Source organism: Nonomuraea sp. CX421 (genome assembly GCF_059358955.1).
The window spans coordinates 17023-35357 of record NZ_JCADBK010000042.1 but is presented as its reverse complement, the minus strand read 5'-3'; the positions used below and the strand labels follow the sequence as shown (position 1 = coordinate 35357).

Here is an 18335-nt window from a genome sequence, read left to right as displayed (position 1 = left end):
CGGACAGTCGTCCACACCGAGATCCTCAACAAACCTGACTCGACAACCGCCCAAGCACCTTAACTACCCGGCATTGCGGCTAGCCGGGCAGGCGTTCGAGGAGGCCGACGATGTGCCGGCTGACGCCGTCGAGCAGCGTGGCCGGAGCGATGGGCGTGGCGGCGATGGCCGAGAAGAGCGAGGGCAGGCCCGGCAGGGGGAAACCGTCGTCCTTGAGCGCCGCCGCGCCGACCTCGCTCTTGTCGAGCACCGCCCGGCTGCGCTCCCAGGCGTCGAGCACCTCCTCCGGTGAGGGCACGCCGAAGCCGTGGCCGACGGGTGCCGCGTGGCGGAGCCGTACGAGGGGGGTTTCGGCGAAGGCCAGCGCGGTGCGGGCGCGAACGCCCAGGTCGGCGCGTGGTTCTGGCTCGATCCAGTGCATCGCCGTACACGGCTTGCGGCAGGTGGAGAGGCAGACGGCCACCGCGCCGGCGACCTGGCTGTGCTGGCGGTCGAAGTAGGCGCGCCAGCCCTCGGGCGGCTCGATCGACACCCGGAGGGTGCGGTTGGTGGCGGACTGCTCGGACTTGGTGTGGTCGCAGTCGCGGTCGCCGATCACGCCGAACCTGCTGCCCGGGGCGCTCAGGCCCTCGGGCCACCGCGCGGGATCACCCGCGTGGCCGAGCTGCGGCTCGAACGCCAGCAACGGAAGGTATTCGCCGGCGATGTGCACGGCGGCGATCATGGGGCTCAGCTCGCGGCGGTGCCAGCGGACGGCGATCACCTCCAGCAGCAGCCGGTAGGCGGGCCGTAGCGACTCGAGTGCGCCGCGCGGCTGCTCGCGGGCGGTCTGCGGCATGTGGCACGCCCGGGCGCTCCGCCTCAGGGCGGCCGGCACGGACCGCGCCTCGACGGCGAAGTCCTCGGCGTCGAGGGAGAGGAGCCGCTGCCCGAAGTCGCACACGTCGGCGACCTCGGGATCAGGCGCCAGCGCCCCCAGATCGGCGAACGCGTAGCGGCGGGCCAGTGCGATGAACAGGTCGCGAGTCGAGTCCACCTGATCACCTTCTCACGGCCCTGGAGGGCCGGCGGAACGCCGGAGGTCAGGGGCAGGGCTCCCGGATGCACTGGATGTCGCCGGTCGGCTTGGGCTCCTCGGCTGTCGGCTCGGGCTCCTGCGGACCGGGGGACGGCGGCTCCTCGGTCGGCTCGGGCTCAGGCGGCGAGGTGGTGGGCTTGCCGGTCGGCTCGGGCTCGCCGGTGGGCGTCGCGCTCGGCGTGGCCGAGGGGGAAGTGGTGGCCGTCACGACGGGAGCCGAGGAGCCCTTCGTCGGCGGCGCCTGCTGCTGTTGTCGTACCGGCTGCCCGCTGCTCGGAGTCACGCCCGGCGACGGCGTCTGACTAGTCGACACCGCAGGGGGAACGGTGACCGGCTCGGCGGCGCTGTCAGAACGTATCCAGACCGAACCCGCCACCGCCACGGTCGCCACGATCGCGGTGAGGATCGCCAGGCCGGCGGTCAGGACCCGGCGCCGGGTGCCGGACCGCGCCTCGGGCACCACGTGCGGCGCGTCGTGTTCGGCGCCCGGCAGCGTGCTGTGCTCCGTGCCGTCAGCCACGCCGGGCGCGGTGGCCGACGCCCCTGCCGAAGCCGCTGCGGGCGCGAACGCGTGCGAGGCGGACGGAGCCGACGAGGCGGCCGTGCCCATGGCCTGGCGCGCCGCCAGAGCGACCTCGTTGGCCGAGGCCCAGCGTCGCTCGGGCGTCTTCTCCAGCGCCCTCTCGACCAGCCGGCGAGGCCCCGGCGGCACGTCGGCGGGAAGCTCGGGAACGGGCGCGTGCAGGTGCTTGTAGATGATCTGTACGGGAGTGTCGCCCTGGAACGGCAGCCGCCCGGTCAGGCACTCGTAGGCCACCACGCCCAGGGAGTAGAGGTCGACGGCGGGGGTCACGTCGCCGGCCATGGCCATCTCGGGAGCGCAGTAGGCGGCCGAGCCCAGCATCGTGCCGGTGGCCGTGAGCTGGCCGGCCGAGACGGAGTGCGCGATGCCGAAGTCGGTGAGCGCGGCGCGGCCGTCGGACCGGATCATCAGGTTGGCCGGCTTGACGTCGCGGTGCACGATGCCCTGCGCGTGGGCGGCGGCCAGCGCGTCGGCCACCTCGGCGACCAGCCGCATGGTGGCGTCGGGGCCGAGCGGACCCCGGCGCAGCACGTGGTCGAGCGACTCGCCGTGGACGAGCTCCATCACCAGGAAGCTGAACCGGCGCTGGTCGACCTCGCAGGCGCCGTAGTCGTAGACGTCGACCACGCCGGGATGCCGGAGCGTGGCCATGGCCCTGGCCTCGTTCTGGAAACGCCGGGCGAACGCGGGATTCTCGGCCAGCGCGGGCATCATCACCTTGATGGCCACGGTGCGGCCGAGCACGGAGTCGTCGGCGCGCCACACCTCGCCCATGCCGCCACCGCCGAGGCGGTCGGTCAGCACGTAGCGATCGTTGAGCGTGGTCCCGGGGCCGAACACGTTTCCGAGGCTAACATCGCGTCTTCGATGCGATCGCCGTTTCCGTGGGCGGGCCTCGCCCCTCCCACGACTTACCGGGCGAAACCGGCGGGGCCCCGGTCGCGGCGCGCGGCCGGGGCCCGGTCAGGGTGCCTAGGAGGCGTCCTTGGCCCGGTTGCGCAGGGCGCGGCTGACCCCGTCGGCGCCTTCGAGGATCAGCCGGCGCAGCGCCTGGGGCGGCTTGGCGGTGGCCAGGTAGTCCTGGGCCGCCGCGACAGTCTCGGGCTCGATCAGCAGGGATGGGAAGCACCCGACCGCGAACGTCTGCGCCTGGTCGAACGTCCACTCCTGGTAGATCCGCCCGACCTCGGCGAAGTAGGCCTCGCGGTAGGGCTCCAGCAGCTCGGGATGGTGCGGGTCCTGGAAGCCGCTGACCGTGGTGCGGGCGATGTGGTTGGCCAGCTTGCCGCCCACGATCGTCTCCCACGCGGCGGCCTTGGCCTCGGCCGTCGGGATGGTCGCGCGGCACAGCGCCGCGGACCGCTCGCCGGTGGCGGTGGGGTCGCGCTCCAGCTCGGCGGCGATGTCCGCCTCGCCGAGCCGGCCGCCGGAGACCAGCGCGTGGACGAGTGTCCAGCGCAGGTCGGCGTCGACGCTCAGCCCCTCGGGGACGTCCGAGCCGTCGAGGATGGCGCTCAGCACGGCGAGGTCCTCGGCCGAGGTGGCCACCGGCGCGAAGGCCTGGAGGTAGGCCAGCTGGTGATCGGAGCCTGGCTCGGCCGTGGCCAGCAGCGACCTGAGCTCGGCGGAGAGCAGGGCGAGGCCCTCGGCCCGCCAGGCCGGGTCGGCGTACTGCTGCACCGCCAGCCGCGCCTGCCGGAGCACCGCCTGCAGCACCGTGATGTCCTTGACCGTGCCCACGCCCGAGACGACCAGCCTGACGTAGTCGCGGGTGGACATCTCGCCGTCACGCGTCATGTCCCAGGCCGCCGACCAGCACAGGGCCCTGGGCAGCGACTCGGTGAAGCCGGTGATGCCCCCCGCGACCAGCGTGCCGAGCGAGCGCTCGTCCAGGCGGATCTTGGCGTAGGTCAGGTCGTCGTCGTTGATCAGCACCAGGTCGGGCTGCCGCTCGCCGGCCAGCTCGGGCACGACCGTGCGGGCGCCCACCACGTCCAGCTCGACCCGCCTGGTCCGGGTGAGCACGCCGTCGGCCAGTGAGTAGAGGCCGATGGCGACACGGTGCGAGCGCAGCGTGGGGTAGTCGGCCGGTGCCTCCTGCAGCACCTCGAAGCGCTCGAACCGGCCGTCGGGCGAGACGGTGAACGACGGGCGCAGCGTGTTGACCCAGGCGGTCTCCAGCCATTCCTTCGACCAGGACGACAGGTCGCGGCCGGAGGTCCGCTCCAGGGCGCCGAGCAGGTCCTTCAGCTCGGTGTTGCCCCAGGCGTGCTCGGTGAAGTAGTCGCGCACGCCGGCCAGGAAGTTGTCCAGCCCCACGTAGGCGACCAGCTGCTTGAGCACCGAGGCGCCCTTGGCGTAGGTGATGCCGTCGAAGTTGACCTCGACCGCCTGCATGTCGGGGATGTCGGCGGCGATCGGGTGCGTGGAGGGCAGCTGGTCCTGGCGGTAGGCCCAGGACTTCTCCACGTTCGCGAACGTGGTCCACGCGCCCTTGCCCCAGCGGGTGGCCTCGGCCTGCGCCAGCACGGACATGTAGGTGGCGAACGACTCGTTCAGCCACAGGTCGTCCCACCAGCGCATGGTGACCAGGTCGCCGAACCACATGTGGGCCATCTCGTGCAGGATCGTCTCGGCCCGCCGCTCGACCACGGCGTCGGTGACGCGGGAGCGGAAGACGTAGTCCTCGAGGTAGGTCACGCAGCCGGCGTTCTCCATCGCGCCCGCGTTGAACTCGGGCACGAACAGCTGGTCGTACTTGCCGAACGGGTAGCGCACGCCGAACACCCGGTGGAAGAAGTCGAACCCCTGCCGGGTGACCTCCAGGATGTTGTCGGCGTCGAGGTGCTCGGCCAGCGAGGCGCGGCAGTAGACGCCCAGCGGGATGCCGTCGTGCTCCGCCGTCACCTTGTGGTACGGCCCGGCGACCAGCGCGGTGATGTACGTGGACATGACCGGCGTGGCGGGGAACCGCCAGCGCTTGGCGGGCTGCACGGCCCCGTGCCTGCCACCCTCGGCGGGCAGGTCCTCGACCGACGACGCCGCGGCGTTGGAGACGACCTCCCAGTCGCCCGGCGCCAGCACGGTCAGCTCGAAGGAGGCCTTGAGGTCGGGCTGGTCGAAGCAGGCGTACATGCGGTGCGCGTCGGCCGTCTCGAACTGGCTGTGCAGGTAGACCCGCTGGTCGACGGGGTCGACGAACCGGTGCAGACCCTCACCGCTGCGCATGTAGGCGCAGTCGGCGTCGACGCGCAGCACGTTGGACGCGGCCAGCGAGGGAAGCGGGAAGCGGCCCTTGTCGGCGTCGTAGGCGGAGACGTCGAGCTCGACTCCGTTGAGCGCGACCTGCCGCACCTGGGCGCCGTGCAGGTCGATGAAGGTGGACGCGCCGGGTCTGTCGGTGGTGAAACGGACCGTCGTGACGCTTTCGAAGCGCTCGTCGCCCTCGGTCAGATCGAGCGCGACCTCGTACGACTCGACATCCAGCAGCCGAGCACGCTCGCGAGCCTCGTCCCGGGTCAGATTGCCTGCCAAATTCCGCTCCTTTGCACCACTTCGTTGGGGTATGCCGGTATCCTGCCACGCTGGGAATAGGAGACGGGCTCCCCCAGGTTATGGCCCCACATGACTGCGAAGACTCCTGTGGACCTGTGGTTCGATCCTTTCTGCCCGTTCGCCTGGCTGACGTCACGATGGCTGCTCGAAGTCGAGAAGGTGCGGCCCATCGAGGCGCGCTGGCACATCATGAGCCTCACCGTCCTCAACGAGGGCAAGGACGTCGACGAGGCCTACCGTGAGGGGATCGCCAAGGCCATCGAGCCGGTCCGGGTGATCACCGCCGCCGCGGCGAAGTACGGCGAGTCCGTGATCGGCCCCCTCTACACCGAGATCGGCACCCGCCTGCACAACGAGGGCCGCAACAAGCAGCCCGGCCAACTGCGCGCCGTCCTCGGTGAGTCGCTCGCGGCCGTCGGGCTCGACCCGGAGCTGGTCGCGGCCGCGGATTCCGAGGAGTTCGACGCCGCCGTACGCGAGTCGCACAACACCGGCATCGACCTGGTCGGCCAGGAGGTCGGCACCCCTGTCATCCGGGTCGGCCGCAACGCCTTCTTCGGCCCCGTCATCACCCGCGTGCCGCGCGGTGAGGAGGCCGGCCGCCTCTGGGACGGCGTGCTCCTGGTGACCGCCTTCGAGGACTTCTTCGAGATCAAGCGCTCCCGCACCCGCCCGCTGACCTTCGACTGAGTTCGGAACAATCCCCTCAATCCCGGGCTCATACCTTTACTCTGCAGAAAAGGGTGCGTCAAGCGCCTGTCCTCGCTTTGCGACGGCAGGCGCGCGAGGATGGGGGCCATGCGTCAGCTATACATCGGCGGTGCCTGGACCGCTTCGGCCTCGGGTGAGGCGATCGACGTTGTCAACCCGGCCACTGAGGAGATCATCGATCGGGTGCCCGCGGGCTCCCCTGACGACGTGGAGCGAGCGGTCCTGGCCGCGCGAGAAGCCTTCGCCTCCTGGTCGGCCACCGCGCCGGCCGAGCGGGGCAAACTCCTGGCCGCGGCCGCCGAGCTGCTGAAGGAGCGCGCCGACGAGGTCGCGCGGACGATCGCGAGCGACATGGGCGCGCCGCTCGGCTTCGCGCTCAAGGTGCAGACCCTGATGCCCGCCGGAGTGCTGGCCTCCTACGCCCAACTGGCCGAGAGCCACCCGCGTGAGTCGCGCGTCGGCAACTCGCTCGTGGTCAAGGAGCCGGTCGGCGTGGTCGCGGCGATCACCCCGTGGAACTACCCGCTGCACCAGATCATCTGCAAGGTCGCCCCGGCGCTGGCCGCGGGCTGCACGGTCGTCCTCAAGCCGAGTGAGGTGGCGCCGCTCGCCGCCTACGCGCTGGCCGACATCTTCCACGAGATCGGGCTGCCGCCCGGCGTGTTCAACCTGGTCAGCGGGCGAGGCCCGGTGGTGGGCGAGGCCATGGCCGCGCACCCCGAGGTCGACATGATCTCCTTCACCGGCTCGACGGCCGCGGGCCGCAGAGTGGCCGCGCTGGCGGCCGAGACGGTCAAGCGCGTCGCGCTGGAGCTGGGCGGCAAGTCCGCCAACATCATCCTGCCCGACGCCGATCTGGGGGTGGCCGTCAAGGTCGGCGTCGCCAACTGCTTCGTCAACGCCGGCCAGACCTGCACCGCGTGGACCCGCATGATCGTCCACCGCGACCAGTACGACGAGGCCGTCGGCCTGGCCGTCGAGGCGGCGCGCAAATACACCGTCGGCGATCCGTTCGACGAGGCCACCCGGGTCGGCCCGCTCGTCTCCGCCACCCAGCGCGACCGCGTGGTCCACTACATCAACCGGGGCCAGGAGGAGGGCGCCCGGCTGGTGGCCGGTGGCACCGAGCCGCCCCTGGACCGCGGCTACTACGTCGAGCCGACGATCTTCGCCGCGGTCGAGCCCGGCATGACGATCGAACAGGAGGAGATCTTCGGTCCGGTGCTGTCGATCATCCCCTACACCTCCGAGGACCAGGCGGTCCGGATCGCCGACGGCACCAGGTACGGCCTGTCCGGAGCGGTCTGGTCCGCCACCGAGGAGCGAGCCGTCGCCCTGGCCCGGCGCCTTCGCACCGGTCAGGTGATGATCAACGGCGGCAAGTTCAACCCGATGGCGCCGTTCGGCGGCTACAAACAGTCAGGCGTGGGCCGCGAGCTGGGCGAACACGGTCTCGACGAGTACCTCGAGATCAAGTCCCTGCAGCTGTGACAGTCGTGGCGGCCCGTCCGGGCCGCCACGCCCCTTGACACGTCCGGCCGGCACGGCGATGAATCACGTCCGGCCGCCACGGCCATCACAGGAGCATGCCGCCGGTGGCCAGGAGGTTCTGCCCCGTGATCCACCGGCCGTCGGGCCCGGCGAGGAAGGCGACGACCGCCGCGATGTCGTCGGGCCGGCCGAGCCGCCGCAACGCGGTGAAACCGGACGCCTGCTCCAGCGCCTCCGGCGGGTTGCCGGCGCGCAGCATCTCGGTGTCGGTGGCGCCGGGCGAGACGATGTTGACGGTGATCCCGCGCTCTCCCAGCTCGCGCGCAGCCACCTTGGCGAACTGCTCGGCCGCCGCCTTGCTCGCCGCATAGAGGGCGATGCCGGGCGCGGGCAGCGCGGTGTTGAGGGTGGAGATGTTGACGATCCGGCCGCCGTCACGCATCACCCTGCCCGCCCACTGGATGGCCAGGAACGTCGCGCGGGCGTTGACCGCGAACACCCGCTCGTAGGTCTCGCGTGTCACGTCGGCGATGGGCGCCTGGCCGCCCTCGGCCGCGTTGTTGACCACGATGTCGACGCCCGGCAGCCGTTTCTCCGCCATGGCGAACAGCCGGGCGAGGTCCTCCTCGCTGCCCTGGTCGGCGCGTACGGCCAGCGCGCCCGTCTCGGCGGCCACCCGCTCGGCCGCCTCGGTGCTGGTGTGGTAGCTGAACACCACGTCGGCCCCGTCGGCGGCCAGCCGCTCCACGATGGCCCGGCCGATGCCGCGAGAGCCTCCGGTCACCAGCGCGCCCATGCCCGAGAGTGTCGAGAGTGAGGTCATGCCGCCAACCTACGCCTTCAGCATGATCTTGCGGGCCTCACTCTTGGACAGCCGGTCGAGGTACAGCCTGCCGTCGAGATGCTCGGTCTCGTGCTGGAAGCACCGGGCCAGCGAACCGCGCGCCTTCACGCGTACGGGCCGGCCCAGCCGGTCGAAGCCCTCGACCGTCACCCCGGAGGCCCGCGCGACCGGGGCGTAGGACGGCCGGCCCGCCCGCCGGTCGGGGACGGACAGGCAGCCCTCCTCGTCGACGATCTCCTCCGGGTCGTCCACGGTCAGCACGGGGTTGACCACGTGCCCCTTGCGGCCGCTGATGTCGTAGACGAACAGCCTCCGGGACACGCCGATCTGCGGGCCGGCCAGGCCGACACCGTCCACCGCGTACATCGCCTCGAACATCTCGTCGATCAGGCGGCGCAGCTCGCGGTCGAAGCCCTCCACGGGCTCCGCGGGCGTGCGCAGGACCGGGTCGCCGATCACACGGATCTCACGCATGGGTGCTCTGCTTCCGTAAGGAGTGAGTAAGGTCAGGACCCCTTACTCTAGCCAGAGCGCACGCGCCGGGAGTCCGATGGACGGCGCTGTGGAAGACTGGAGCCGTGCGCGTCTACATCGGTGCCGACCATGCCGGCTATGAGTTCAAGAACCATCTCGTGTCCTGGCTGAAGGACCACGGCCACGAGGTGACCGACTGCGGTCCCTTCGTCTACGACGCCGAGGACGACTATCCGGCGTTCTGCCTGCGGGCCGCCGAGGGCGTCGCCGACGATCCGGGCAGCCTGGGCGTGGTCATCGGCGGGTCCGGCAACGGTGAGCAGATCTCCGCCAACAAGGTGCGCGGCATCCGCGCCGCCCTGGTCTGGAGCGAGGAGACGGCCAAGCTCGCCCGCGAGCACAACAACGCCAACGTGGTCAGCGTGGGCGCCCGGATGCACTCCACCGAAGACGCGACCAGGTTCGTCGAGACCTTCCTGGCCACGCCCTTCTCCGGCGCCGAGCGCCACAGCCGGCGCATCGCCCAGGTCGAGACCTACGAGACCATCGGCCAGCTGCCCTCGCTGCCCTAACCTCCGCGACGCTTGGGATCGCGTCGCGGCATCTCGTCGCGCAGGGGCCGCCGGTCGGCGGCCTCCTGCTGCTCCCTCGACGGTTTCGACACGTCGCGCGCGCGCATCGCGGTGACCGCCGTGATCTGCAAACTCTGCAGCGCCATGCTCAGGAGCCTACGTCAGAAGGTCAGCCCCGCCCATGGCTTCGGGCTCCACGACATCGCCGTGGCCAGCGCCCGCACCGCCCCGGGCGAGTGCTCACGCAGCAGCCCGGCGTCGAGCTCGGTGGTGAGCAGGCCGTCGCCCAGGTACGCCGAGCCGAGCGAGGCGGCCGGCAGCGTCACGTCGGGCTCGTCCTCGACCGGCTTGCACTCGGCGCCCGTCGGATCGGCGCTCAGCCGCCAGCGGCGGGCGTTCCACGGGCACACGTCGTCCTCGACCTCGATGACCACATCGACGGGGGCCGAGTAGGACCGCGAGGTCAGCGCCCGGTCGACCTCGACCAGCCGGACCCAGAGCTCGTCCGCCCACGACGCGCGCAGCTGCCGCGGATCGGCCAGCAGCGCGGTGATCGGGTCGTCGACCGGCCTGCCTCCCGCCTCCACCCGCGAGACCAGGTCACGGTCGAGCACGCTGCGCCACAGCAGCGCGTACGCCGCCGGATCGGACGCCTCCAGCTCATGCAGCCGCAGCTCGCCGTCGGGCACGCCGTTGGAGTCCCAGCTCGCCTTGATCCGGAACAGCGCGTAGCCGCGCACGCCCCCGTCGTCCTCGGCGATCACCGAACGCAGCATGCCGTCACCGCGCCGGTCGATCTCCTCGTCGGCCAGCAGGCCCGTCCAGAAGTGCTCGTGGCGCAGGTAGCGGCCGGGGCGCCGGGTCGCGATCGACGCGAACAGCCGCTCGAAGTCGCCCCTCGCCTCGGCCGGCCTCGCCACCCGGAGCCGCAGCGACGGGTCGACGGGAGCGTTGCGGACGAAGGCCGACCCGTGCTTCTGGATCCGGAACGACAGCTCCCCGGCGGCCCTGCCGTAGCCGAACCTGCCATAGATCGAAGACTCCGAGGCGTAGAGGGCGGCGACGGCCTCGCCCCGCTCGCGGATGTCGTTCAGCTGCCGGCGCATCAGCGCGGACAGCACGCCACGGCGGCGGTGCGAGGGCAGGACGCTGACGCCCGTCACGCCGCCGACCGGGAGCTGACCGCCCGGCACGGTCATCGTCAGGCTGAAGACGGCCGTGACGCCCGCGACCACGTCACCGTCGAACGCCGCCAGGGTGCGGTCGAACTCGGTCTGCGCCTTGTACCGTGCGGACTGCTGCGGATGCGGCGTCCAGCCGAACCCCTCGGAGAGCACCTCGGCGAACGCCGGCCAGTCGGCCTCGTCAACCGGACGGATCGGATACGTCATCCGTCCACCGTATGAGCGGTCCGAAGTGAGGGCCACCGATTATCAGGCGAGATGATCAAGGTGTTGGTCAAGTGGGCTGCCCAAAGCCGGGCCAGACCGCTACAGTCAGGCGCATCATGAGTTCCCGTCCGGCGCCGCTGATCCCGCCATGGCTCCGTGCGCTCCTCGTACGGGTGCCGTTCCTGGTGTCCGCCGTACGGTTCCTCCGCAGAGGGCCGCTGGCCCGCGACCGCAACCTGCTGGTCACCCTCACCGTGCTGACGCTCCTGGTGGGCCTGCTGGCCGCCCGGGTGTCGACCGAGTGGTTCTCGCCCTCGCTGCTCATCCTCATCACCCTGCTCGGCGGGCTGCAACTGCGCCTCGCCAGCCTGGCCAAGCTGCTGGTGGCGGTCGCCGTCGCGCTCGGCTACATCGCCGTCACCCTCGGCGTGGGCCGGATCGGGCTCGGACTCATGGTGACCATCGGCTTCACCACCGTGCTGGCCGTGCTCATGGCCCGCACCCGGGGCAAGCTCGGAGTGCAGGGGCTGCGCGGAGACGCGATGCTGCTGGAGTTGCGCGACCGGCTCAAGAGCCAAGGAGAGCTGCCCGCGCTGCCCAAGGACTGGGGCGCCAAGGTCGTGCTCAAACAGGCGGGCGGGTCCTCCTTCGGGGGCGACTTCCTGGTCTCCATGCGCGACGGCGACAAGGTGGAGATCGCCCTGGTCGACGTGTCGGGCAAGGGCGTCGACGCGGGCACCAGAGCGTTGCTCCTCTCGGGCACCTTCGGCGGGCTGCTCGGCTCGGTCGACGACTTCCTGCCGGCCTGCAACGCCTACCTCCACCGCCAGCGCGGCGACGAGGGGTTCGTGACCGCCGTGCACGTCCGGCTCGACCTGGCGACGGGCGCCTACACGATCACCTCGGCCGGTCATCCGCCGGTGGTGAAGTTCGACGCGGGCACCGGCAACTGGCAGGTCGCCACGGCCAAGGGCGTGGTGCTCGGCGTGGTGCCCGACCTGCACTGCGAGCCCGACAGCGGCACCCTGCGCAAGGGTGACGCGTTGCTGCTCTACACCGACGGGCTGATCGAGGAGCCCGGCCGCGACATCGACGCCGGGCTCGACAAGCTGCTCGGCGAGGCGGAGCGGCTGCTGCCGTCGGGTTTCCGCGACGGAGCGCGGGCGTTGGTCAACGTCATGTCGTCGGGCCACAACGACGACTGCGCGCTGGTGCTCATCTGGCGCCCGTAGCGCCCGCGTGGCAAGCCCTGTGGTGCCCTGTAGTGACGAACAACATGGGTCGCACCATGACCGACCCCATGGCCCAACCATGATCGTGGTCACTGGCCGGTGCGCCGGAGTCCTGGGATTCTCGTAACGCTCTGCCCATGAGCCCGAGCCCCGGGGGAGCGGCGCGGCTCCGTCCGGGGTTCGGCCCGCTCGTGGCGGTCAGAGCCAGCCTGAGTCGCTGGCGATCCGTACGGCGTCGAGGCGGTTGCGCGCGCCGGTCTTGCACATGATCCGCGACAGGTGGTTGCGCACGGTGCCGACCGACAGGAACAACTGGTCGGCGATCTCCGCCGACCCGGCGCCTTCGGCGGCGATGCGCAGCACGTCGAGCTCGCGCCTGGTCAGCGGGTTGGGGGCGCACTGCAGGGCGGCGATCGCCAGCTCCGAGTCGATCGCCCGGCGACCCGCCGCGACCTGCCGCAGGCCCTCGGCCAGCTGCTCGGGAGCGACGTCGAGGCTCATGAAACCGAGCGCGTGCGCGGCCAGGGCGCTGCGCACCTGGCCAGGGGTCGGCTGGGCGGACAGGATCAGCGCCCGGCAGCCGGGCGCCTTCTCATGCAGCCGCGTCACGGCGGGAATGCCACCCGAGCCGGGCAGATCCAGATCGATGACCGCCGTGTCGGGCTCGCAGGTGAGCGCCGCGGGCAGCACGTCCTCGGCACTGCCCACCTCGGCCACGACCCGCAGGTCGGGCTCGGCGTCGAGGGAGGCGACCAGGCCGCGCCGCACCAGCGGCAGGTGCTCGGCGACCAAAATCCGGATCAAGGCGCCCTCCTTCGTTCTGTCTCAGAGTGATCGTTTGATCTCATACTGTCAACGCAGTCTGGCGATTCCGCAAAGGGTGCGCAAGCCATCCAGGTGTGGAGAGTTCGACTAGTCTGATTCCGTCAAGACCTTTCCGCCGGCCTGGAGCGCGCGTATATGGACTGGCTCTTCCTCCTGGGGATCGCCATCTTCTTCATCGGGCTGATGGTGTCCATCGCACTGCACGAGATCGGCCACCTCGTGCCGGCCAAGCTCTTCGGCGTCCGGGTGCCCCAGTACATGGTCGGCTTCGGGCCGACGGCCTGGTCGTGGCGGAAGGGGGAGACCGAGTACGGCGTCAAGTGGCTGCCGCTCGGCGGCTACATCCGGATGATCGGCATGCTGCCGCCCCGGCCGGGCGACGACCCCACCAAGCTCAGAGGCACCTCGACGGGCCCGTTCCAGGGCCTGATCGACACCGCCCGAGAGGTGGCTCAGGAAGAGGTCCGGCCCGGTGACGAGGACCGCGTCTTCTACCGGAAGAAGTGGTGGCAGAAGGTCATCATCATGTCCGGCGGCCCGGCGATGAACTTCGTGCTGGCGTTCGTGTTCTTCTCGATCCTGCTGGTCGGCATCGGTCTGCCCGGTTACGCGCCGATCGTGTCCCCGCGGACCCACACGTGCGTGATCCCGGCCGGCGAGCAGCGCACCGAGTGCAAATCCACCGACCAGCCCACCCCAGCCGCCAAGGCGGGCATGAAGCCCGGTGACGAGATCGTCTCCTTCAACGGCTCGCCGGTCTCCTCCTGGAACGACGCCACCCGCCAAATCCGCTCACACGGCGCCGGCGCCGTCAAGATCGGCATCCTGCGCGACGGCATGCCCATGACGCTCGACGTCACGCTCATCACCCAGGACCGGCCGAAGCCCGACGACCCGGCGACGATCGAGAAGAACGTCGGCTTCCTCGGCGTCATGCCCACCGAGGTCATGCAGAAGCAGAGCATGGGCCAGGTGGTCGGCTACATGGGCGAGTTGACCGGCAGGGTGGCCGTCTCGCTGGTCAAGCTGCCGGAGAAGATGGTCGGCGTGTGGCACGCCGCCTTCTCGGGCCAGGAACGCGACCCCGAGGGCCCGGTCGGCGTCGTGGGCGCCGGTCGCATGGGCGGCGAGATCCTCGCCTCCGACATGACCGGCATCCAGAAGTACGCCTTCTTCGTCAACCTGCTGGCCGGCTTCAACCTGGCGATCGGCATGTTCAACCTCATCCCGCTGCTGCCGCTCGACGGCGGCCACATCGCGGGCGGCCTGTGGGAGGGCCTCAAGCGCGGCTACGCCCGGATCATGCGGCGCCCCGAGCCCGCCTACGTCGACATCGCCAAGGTGCTGCCGCTCACCTACGCGCTGGCCTTCGTCATGATCATCATGGCCGGTCTGCTCGTGTACGCCGACCTGTTCAATCCGCTCAGACTCACCGGCTGACGCCGATGGATCCGCTGGACGAGCTGCGCAGGCTCTGCCTGGCCCTGCCCGAGACCACCGAACGACTCAGCCACGGCGAGCCGACCTGGTTCGTCAGAGGCAGGAAGACGTTCGTCAGCTACGCAGACCATCACCACGACGACCGGCTGGGCTTCTGGTGCGCGGCTCCTCCCGGCGTGCAGGAGGAGCTGGTGGCCGAGGACCCCGCCCGGTTCTTCCGCCCGCCGTACGTCGGCCACCGGGGCTGGCTCGGCGTCTATCTCGACGTCGAGGTGGACTGGGCGGAGATCGCGGAGATCGTCGCCGACGCCTACCGCGTGATCGCGCCCAAGTCCCTCATCGCCCGCATGCCCTGACGGTCACGTGGCCTGCCCTCTGACGGCCACCGCCGTAAGTCGCTCCCGTCAGCCGTGTTCGGCGGCTTCGCGGGCGAAGCACTCCGCTCAGCCATGTCCGGTGGTTTCGCGGGCGAAGTACTCCGCCACGACCCGGGTGTGGAGCGTGAAAGCCAGCTCCTGAGGCCCGCCGATCAGCGACCAGCCGGTCGTCTCGGCCGTGGCCGCCATCGGGGGGAGGTCGGCCGAGCCGATCCGCGCCCCCAGCGCGAAGATCAGCACGGTGCCGTCGGGAGCGCTGAGCACGTCGAAGAGCCGCACGTCAGCCACGTCCACGACGACCCCCGTCTCCTCGCGGAGCTCCCGGACGGCGGCCTGCTGCCAGGACTCGCCGATGTCGATGAAACCGCCGGGCAGGGCGAGCTCACCACGGCCCGGCTCGACGTCACGGCGCACCACCAGCAGGCGGCCGTCCACCGGCAGCAGCATCACCGCGACCGGCAGCGGATTGAGATAGCCGGTGTTGCCGCATCCGGAACAGGTCCGAGGCCATGCCTGGTCAGGGGTGTACGCCTGACCGCAGTAGGAGCAGTGCGAGTTCTTGATCGCCATGATGGGAGACTAGAGGCCCCCTCGGCGACGCGCGGCCCCAGCCGCAAGATGGCGTCGCGCCTCAGGGCGCTTGCGCGGCGAACGTCCTCTGGGTTCAGGGGAGAGGCTTTCCAGTGGTGCGAATGCTCCCTTACCGCGCGAGCAGCGGGAGCGCCGGGAAGGTGTGGTCCTGCCACAGCAGCCGTGAGGTCTCTTCCGGGTAGGCGGAGACCGTCGACGGCGTGTCGAAGAGCTGTGCGAGTCGGTGGTCGGCGTCGTACGGAGGCCAGCCCGGGTCGCCGTGAGCGGCGAACGCCGTCCACGCCCCGCGGATCCGCGCGGACAACTCCTCCGCCGCCGGGGAGGGCGGGTCGCCGATCAGCATGGAGGGCTGCCCGCTGCTCAGGTTGCCGAAGACGAGCGGCACGTCCAGGCCATGGCAGGCGCCGGGGGCGCCATCCAATCCCGGGGCGGACCAGGTCAGTTCGTAGAGGTGGGCCTGGCCGCCGCCGGAGATCTGCGCGTCGGCGAGGTGGAGGCTCGGCATGCGGAACAACCAGTCCGCGTTGACCAGCTCGTACAACTCCTCGTCGGTCGCGGCCGGGAAGGCCTCGCGGTATCGGCGCGCACCGTCCGGGCCGGGGGCGAGCATGCGCAGAGCGGTCTCGGTCTGCGCGTGGGTGACCTGGCCGAGCACGCCGTCGATCAGGCTGAACAACCGGTGCTCGTCACGCGTGTGCCCGACGAGAAGCGCGATGTTCCGGGCGGCGCCGTCAGCCAGCGCCTGCCAAGGGGTCACCGGCAGGACGTCACCGTCGACGACCGGTGCGAACGGGATCGGCCGGTGGGTGATCTGCCCCCAGCGCTCCCGCCACTGCACCGTCTTGGCGAAGATCGCGTCGCCCGCGGCCGGCAGCCGGGCCGGGGCCACCGCCGACAGGCCGGACACCGTGGGCCGTACCCCCAGCTCGGCGGCGCAGGCGGCGGCGATGTCGGCGGCCAGCTCGGGGGAGAAGAACGTCCCCGGCACGCTCTGCGCGACCGCCCGCGAGAAGAGCCCGGCGGCGCGCGGCATGGCGAGCAACGCGGCGACCGATCCGCCGCCCGCCGACTGCCCGAAGACCGTGACCCGGTCCGGATCGCCGCCGAACCCCCTGATGTTGTCCCGCACCCACCGCAGGGCCGCGACCTGGTCGAGCAGCCCCCGGTTGGCCGGGGCTCCGCCGATCTGCGCGAAACCCTCGATGCCGAGACGGTAGTTGAGGGTCACGACCACGGCTCCGCCGCCGGCCAGGTGCCCGGCGTCGTATTCCGGGAGGCTGGAGTGGCCCATGGCGTAACCGCCGCCGGGGATCCACACCATCACCGGGAGCCCCGCCGCCGGATCCGGCTCCGGTGTCCAGACGTTGACCGTCAACCAGTCGTCGCCGGTGGTGCCCTCAGACGCCCCGAGCAGGCCGGACTGCGGGGGCGGCGGGCCGTACGCGACCGCCGGGCGCACCCCCTCCCAGCCGCGCAGCGGCTGTGGCGCGGCGAAACGGAGGGCGCCGACCGGCGGCTCGGCGAACGGGATGCCGCGGAAGACCGCCAGGCCCGCCTCGCGGCCGCCGCGGAGGACGCCGGCCGTCGTGCGGACTTCCGGCTCGGACTCGGACGGCCTGCCGGACGCGGTGACGGCCACTTCGCGGTCTCCTCTCCGTTCCTGCTCGGCCGAGCATCCCAGCGCGCGCCAGCTACGGGCAAAGCATTTAGCCGAACGCCGGGCCGCCGCCCGGCGGCCCGGATACCCTCGTCCTTCCGGCGATCGAGGCGGGCGCGATCGGCTACCTGCTCAAGGACGCTCCCCGGGAGGACCTGCTGCACGGAGCGCGGGCCGCCGCCAAGGGCGGGAGCGTGCTGTCCCCTTCGGTGGCGGCACGGCTGATGAACCGGGTCAGGACACCCGCGCCGCAACTGCTCAGCCAGCCTGTCGAGTAGGTGCTCGCGCGCGAAGCCACCGGTGCGATCGGCTTCGTCGTCGGTGCGCGTGGCGCGTCAGATGCCGTTCGTCCCTCTTCAGTGCATCGAGATGTGTACGTGGTCGAAGTGGTTCTCGGTGATGCTGCCCCGGTTGGACATGGCGCTCCAGCCGGACCCGTGGTTGATGCGCTGCTTCCAGATCACGTACTTGACCCCGAGCTTGGCCCTGTTCTGCAGGGTCCATTCGGCGATGCGGTCGCCGAGCGCCGAGTTGGCCGCGCTCGGCATGGAACCACCCGTGCTCATCATGAAGTCGCAGGCGCGCCCCAGCGGATGCTCGCCGCTCGAACCCGACCTGAAGCAGCCCACGCTGTACGGCAGCGCAAAGTTCTTCTGGATCAACGCCCGGATCGCACGCGTACGGGTGGTGATGTTGTCCGAGCCGGACGGCAGCTCGGGTGTCCAGGTGCCGTTGGAACGCCGGCCGGTGCTGACCGGGATGAGATCCCGGAGCTTCTTCTCGATGTCCTTGATGAGGTCCTCGGCCTCGTCGCGCTGCTGGTCGACGCTGGTCGCGTCGGCGCTGACCTTGGCGGTGAGCGCGGTGGCGGCTTCGGCGGCCTGCTTCTTCTCGTCCCGGGCGTCGGCCACGCCCTGGACGACGGCCTGCTGCTCGGCGGTCAACTGGTCGAGCACCGCCGCGCCGCCTCCGCTGCTGGGAGGCAGCACGCTGGGCAGGGAGAGCTCGGCGTTCTGGTAGCGCAGCCGGGCGATCTCGGCGACCCGCTTCTCGGCCGTCGTGAGGGCCTCTTCGGAGGTGGCGAGCCGTTCCTTGGCGGTCGCCGCGGCCTGCCGGGCCTCGGCCAGCTCGACCCGCTTGAGGTTGTAGGCCTCGATGAGCTTGTCGACCTTCTTGTTCAGGCTCTTCAGCTCGGCCCGGAGCTGGGCCTCGCTGGGTTTCGGCGCGGCCGACGCGGGCGCTGAGCCGAAGGCCAGTGCCGCGGCGGCGGTGAGGCCGATGGCAAGACGCGTGGGGAGCGCAGCCGCCACGAAGATGTCCTCTCCCTCTGCCGACCGGGTTAGCTGACGGGTTCGGGCATGGGAGTCGCCCTACCACCGAAGTGGATTCACCCCAGATGCGGTGGGTCCCCGGTTCCCGGGCGACGCGCCCGGGATTAGGCGCGCAACGGCAGTTATGGCCGGTGCAGAAGGGATATTAGTAGTAAAACGAAGGTCATGCGACTCTAAGTAGAA

The 18335-nt window shown here is 71.0% G+C and carries 17 protein-coding genes and 1 riboswitch; of the genes, 6 read left to right on the top strand and 11 right to left on the bottom strand.

The window, feature by feature from the left end; all coding sequences use genetic code 11:
• Positions 1-79: 79 nt before the first annotated feature.
• The 3 genes from AC5L3X_RS38575 to pepN form a co-directional block, all read right to left on the bottom strand.
• A complete protein-coding gene (locus AC5L3X_RS38575) occupies positions 80-1036 on the bottom strand; it encodes a hypothetical protein (RefSeq protein WP_494863690.1) in 957 nt (318 codons plus the stop codon).
• Between the two features lie 46 nt (positions 1037-1082).
• A complete protein-coding gene (locus AC5L3X_RS38570; RefSeq protein ID WP_494863688.1) occupies positions 1083-2501 on the bottom strand; it encodes a serine/threonine-protein kinase in 1419 nt (472 codons plus the stop codon).
• 132 nt (positions 2502-2633) lie between these two features.
• Complete coding sequence (pepN, locus tag AC5L3X_RS38565; RefSeq protein ID WP_494863687.1) at positions 2634-5195, bottom strand: aminopeptidase N; 2562 nt, start codon at positions 5193-5195, stop codon at positions 2634-2636.
• Positions 5196-5285: 90 nt separating this feature from the next.
• On the opposite strand from pepN, the gene AC5L3X_RS38560 reads away from it, so the two are divergent.
• Together AC5L3X_RS38560 and AC5L3X_RS38555 are read left to right on the top strand one after the other, a co-directional pair.
• A complete protein-coding gene (locus tag AC5L3X_RS38560; protein ID WP_189127687.1) occupies positions 5286-5906 on the top strand; it encodes a mycothiol-dependent nitroreductase Rv2466c family protein in 621 nt (206 codons plus the stop codon).
• A gap of 108 nt (positions 5907-6014) precedes the next feature.
• Positions 6015-7418 (top strand): aldehyde dehydrogenase family protein, encoded by a 1404-nt coding sequence (locus AC5L3X_RS38555; protein WP_225264126.1) that lies wholly within the window; start codon positions 6015-6017, stop codon positions 7416-7418.
• Positions 7419-7503: 85 nt separating this feature from the next.
• Here the strand turns inward: AC5L3X_RS38555 and AC5L3X_RS38550 are convergent, their stop codons facing one another.
• Together AC5L3X_RS38550 and def are read right to left on the bottom strand one after the other, a co-directional pair.
• Positions 7504-8241 (bottom strand): SDR family oxidoreductase, encoded by a 738-nt coding sequence (locus AC5L3X_RS38550; RefSeq protein ID WP_494863686.1) that lies wholly within the window; start codon positions 8239-8241, stop codon positions 7504-7506.
• A gap of 9 nt (positions 8242-8250) precedes the next feature.
• A complete protein-coding gene (gene def / locus AC5L3X_RS38545; RefSeq protein ID WP_189127684.1) occupies positions 8251-8736 on the bottom strand; it encodes a peptide deformylase in 486 nt (161 codons plus the stop codon).
• 104 nt (positions 8737-8840) lie between these two features.
• Here def and AC5L3X_RS38540 point away from each other — a divergent pair, with 104 nt between their 5' ends.
• Entirely contained in the window at positions 8841-9308 is a 468-nt protein-coding gene (locus AC5L3X_RS38540; RefSeq protein WP_494863684.1) for a ribose-5-phosphate isomerase, read from the top strand.
• On the opposite strand, the gene AC5L3X_RS38535 is transcribed toward AC5L3X_RS38540, so the two are convergent.
• Positions 9305-9454, bottom strand: a complete 150-nt coding sequence (locus tag AC5L3X_RS38535) for a hypothetical protein (RefSeq protein WP_189127682.1) — start codon at positions 9452-9454, stop codon at positions 9305-9307. The two genes, AC5L3X_RS38540 and AC5L3X_RS38535, sit on opposite strands and share 4 nt — an antisense overlap.
• 15 nt (positions 9455-9469) lie before the next feature.
• Positions 9470-10699 carry a GNAT family N-acetyltransferase gene (locus tag AC5L3X_RS38530; protein WP_494863682.1) on the bottom strand — a complete coding sequence of 410 codons (1230 nt, stop codon included), beginning with the start codon at positions 10697-10699 and terminating at the stop codon, positions 9470-9472.
• 116 nt (positions 10700-10815) lie between these two features.
• On the opposite strand from AC5L3X_RS38530, the gene AC5L3X_RS38525 reads away from it, so the two are divergent.
• Positions 10816-11931, top strand: coding sequence for a PP2C family protein-serine/threonine phosphatase (locus AC5L3X_RS38525; RefSeq protein ID WP_494863680.1), 1116 nt, complete (start codon positions 10816-10818; stop codon positions 11929-11931).
• 198 nt (positions 11932-12129) lie between these two features.
• Here AC5L3X_RS38525 and AC5L3X_RS38520 read toward each other — a convergent pair whose 3' ends face one another.
• On the bottom strand, positions 12130-12735 hold the full coding sequence (locus AC5L3X_RS38520) for a response regulator transcription factor (RefSeq protein ID WP_189127679.1): 606 nt from the start codon (positions 12733-12735) through the stop codon (positions 12130-12132).
• Between the two features lie 156 nt (positions 12736-12891).
• Here AC5L3X_RS38520 and AC5L3X_RS38515 point away from each other — a divergent pair, with 156 nt between their 5' ends.
• Together AC5L3X_RS38515 and AC5L3X_RS38510 are read left to right on the top strand one after the other, a co-directional pair.
• Positions 12892-14196: a M50 family metallopeptidase gene (locus tag AC5L3X_RS38515; RefSeq protein WP_494863678.1), complete on the top strand. Its 1305-nt coding sequence runs from the start codon at positions 12892-12894 to the stop codon at positions 14194-14196.
• 5 nt (positions 14197-14201) lie between these two features.
• A complete protein-coding gene (locus AC5L3X_RS38510; RefSeq protein ID WP_494863676.1) occupies positions 14202-14552 on the top strand; it encodes an MmcQ/YjbR family DNA-binding protein in 351 nt (116 codons plus the stop codon).
• Between the two features lie 87 nt (positions 14553-14639).
• On the opposite strand, the gene AC5L3X_RS38505 is transcribed toward AC5L3X_RS38510, so the two are convergent.
• From AC5L3X_RS38505 to AC5L3X_RS38495, 3 genes are all read right to left on the bottom strand, one after another.
• Positions 14640-15143, bottom strand: a complete 504-nt coding sequence (locus AC5L3X_RS38505; RefSeq protein ID WP_494863674.1) for an NUDIX domain-containing protein — start codon at positions 15141-15143, stop codon at positions 14640-14642.
• A gap of 130 nt (positions 15144-15273) precedes the next feature.
• Positions 15274-16803, bottom strand: coding sequence for a carboxylesterase/lipase family protein (locus AC5L3X_RS38500; RefSeq protein ID WP_494863672.1), 1530 nt, complete (start codon positions 16801-16803; stop codon positions 15274-15276).
• A gap of 374 nt (positions 16804-17177) precedes the next feature.
• Positions 17178-18131: a coiled-coil domain-containing protein gene (locus tag AC5L3X_RS38495; RefSeq protein WP_494863671.1), complete on the bottom strand. Its 954-nt coding sequence runs from the start codon at positions 18129-18131 to the stop codon at positions 17178-17180.
• Positions 18132-18135: 4 nt separating this feature from the next.
• Positions 18136-18273, bottom strand: a riboswitch (cyclic di-AMP (ydaO/yuaA leader).
• Positions 18274-18335 lie beyond the last annotated feature (62 nt).

Excerpts from the sequence above, each read along its gene's own strand:
- AC5L3X_RS38560 (WP_189127687.1), top strand. The coding sequence starts at position 5,286 with ATGACTGCGAAGACTCCTGTGGACCTGTGGTTCGATCCTTTCTGCCCG.
- AC5L3X_RS38555 (WP_225264126.1), top strand. The coding sequence starts at position 6,015 with ATGCGTCAGCTATACATCGGCGGTGCCTGGACCGCTTCGGCCTCGGGT.
- AC5L3X_RS38550 (WP_494863686.1), bottom strand. The coding sequence starts at position 8,241 with ATGACCTCACTCTCGACACTCTCGGGCATGGGCGCGCTGGTGACCGGA.
- def (WP_189127684.1), bottom strand. The coding sequence starts at position 8,736 with ATGCGTGAGATCCGTGTGATCGGCGACCCGGTCCTGCGCACGCCCGCG.
- AC5L3X_RS38535 (WP_189127682.1), bottom strand. The coding sequence starts at position 9,454 with ATGGCGCTGCAGAGTTTGCAGATCACGGCGGTCACCGCGATGCGCGCG.
- AC5L3X_RS38530 (WP_494863682.1), bottom strand. The coding sequence starts at position 10,699 with ATGACGTATCCGATCCGTCCGGTTGACGAGGCCGACTGGCCGGCGTTC.
- AC5L3X_RS38525 (WP_494863680.1), top strand. The coding sequence starts at position 10,816 with ATGAGTTCCCGTCCGGCGCCGCTGATCCCGCCATGGCTCCGTGCGCTC.
- AC5L3X_RS38515 (WP_494863678.1), top strand. The coding sequence starts at position 12,892 with ATGGACTGGCTCTTCCTCCTGGGGATCGCCATCTTCTTCATCGGGCTG.
- AC5L3X_RS38510 (WP_494863676.1), top strand. The coding sequence starts at position 14,202 with ATGGATCCGCTGGACGAGCTGCGCAGGCTCTGCCTGGCCCTGCCCGAG.
- AC5L3X_RS38505 (WP_494863674.1), bottom strand. The coding sequence starts at position 15,143 with ATGGCGATCAAGAACTCGCACTGCTCCTACTGCGGTCAGGCGTACACC.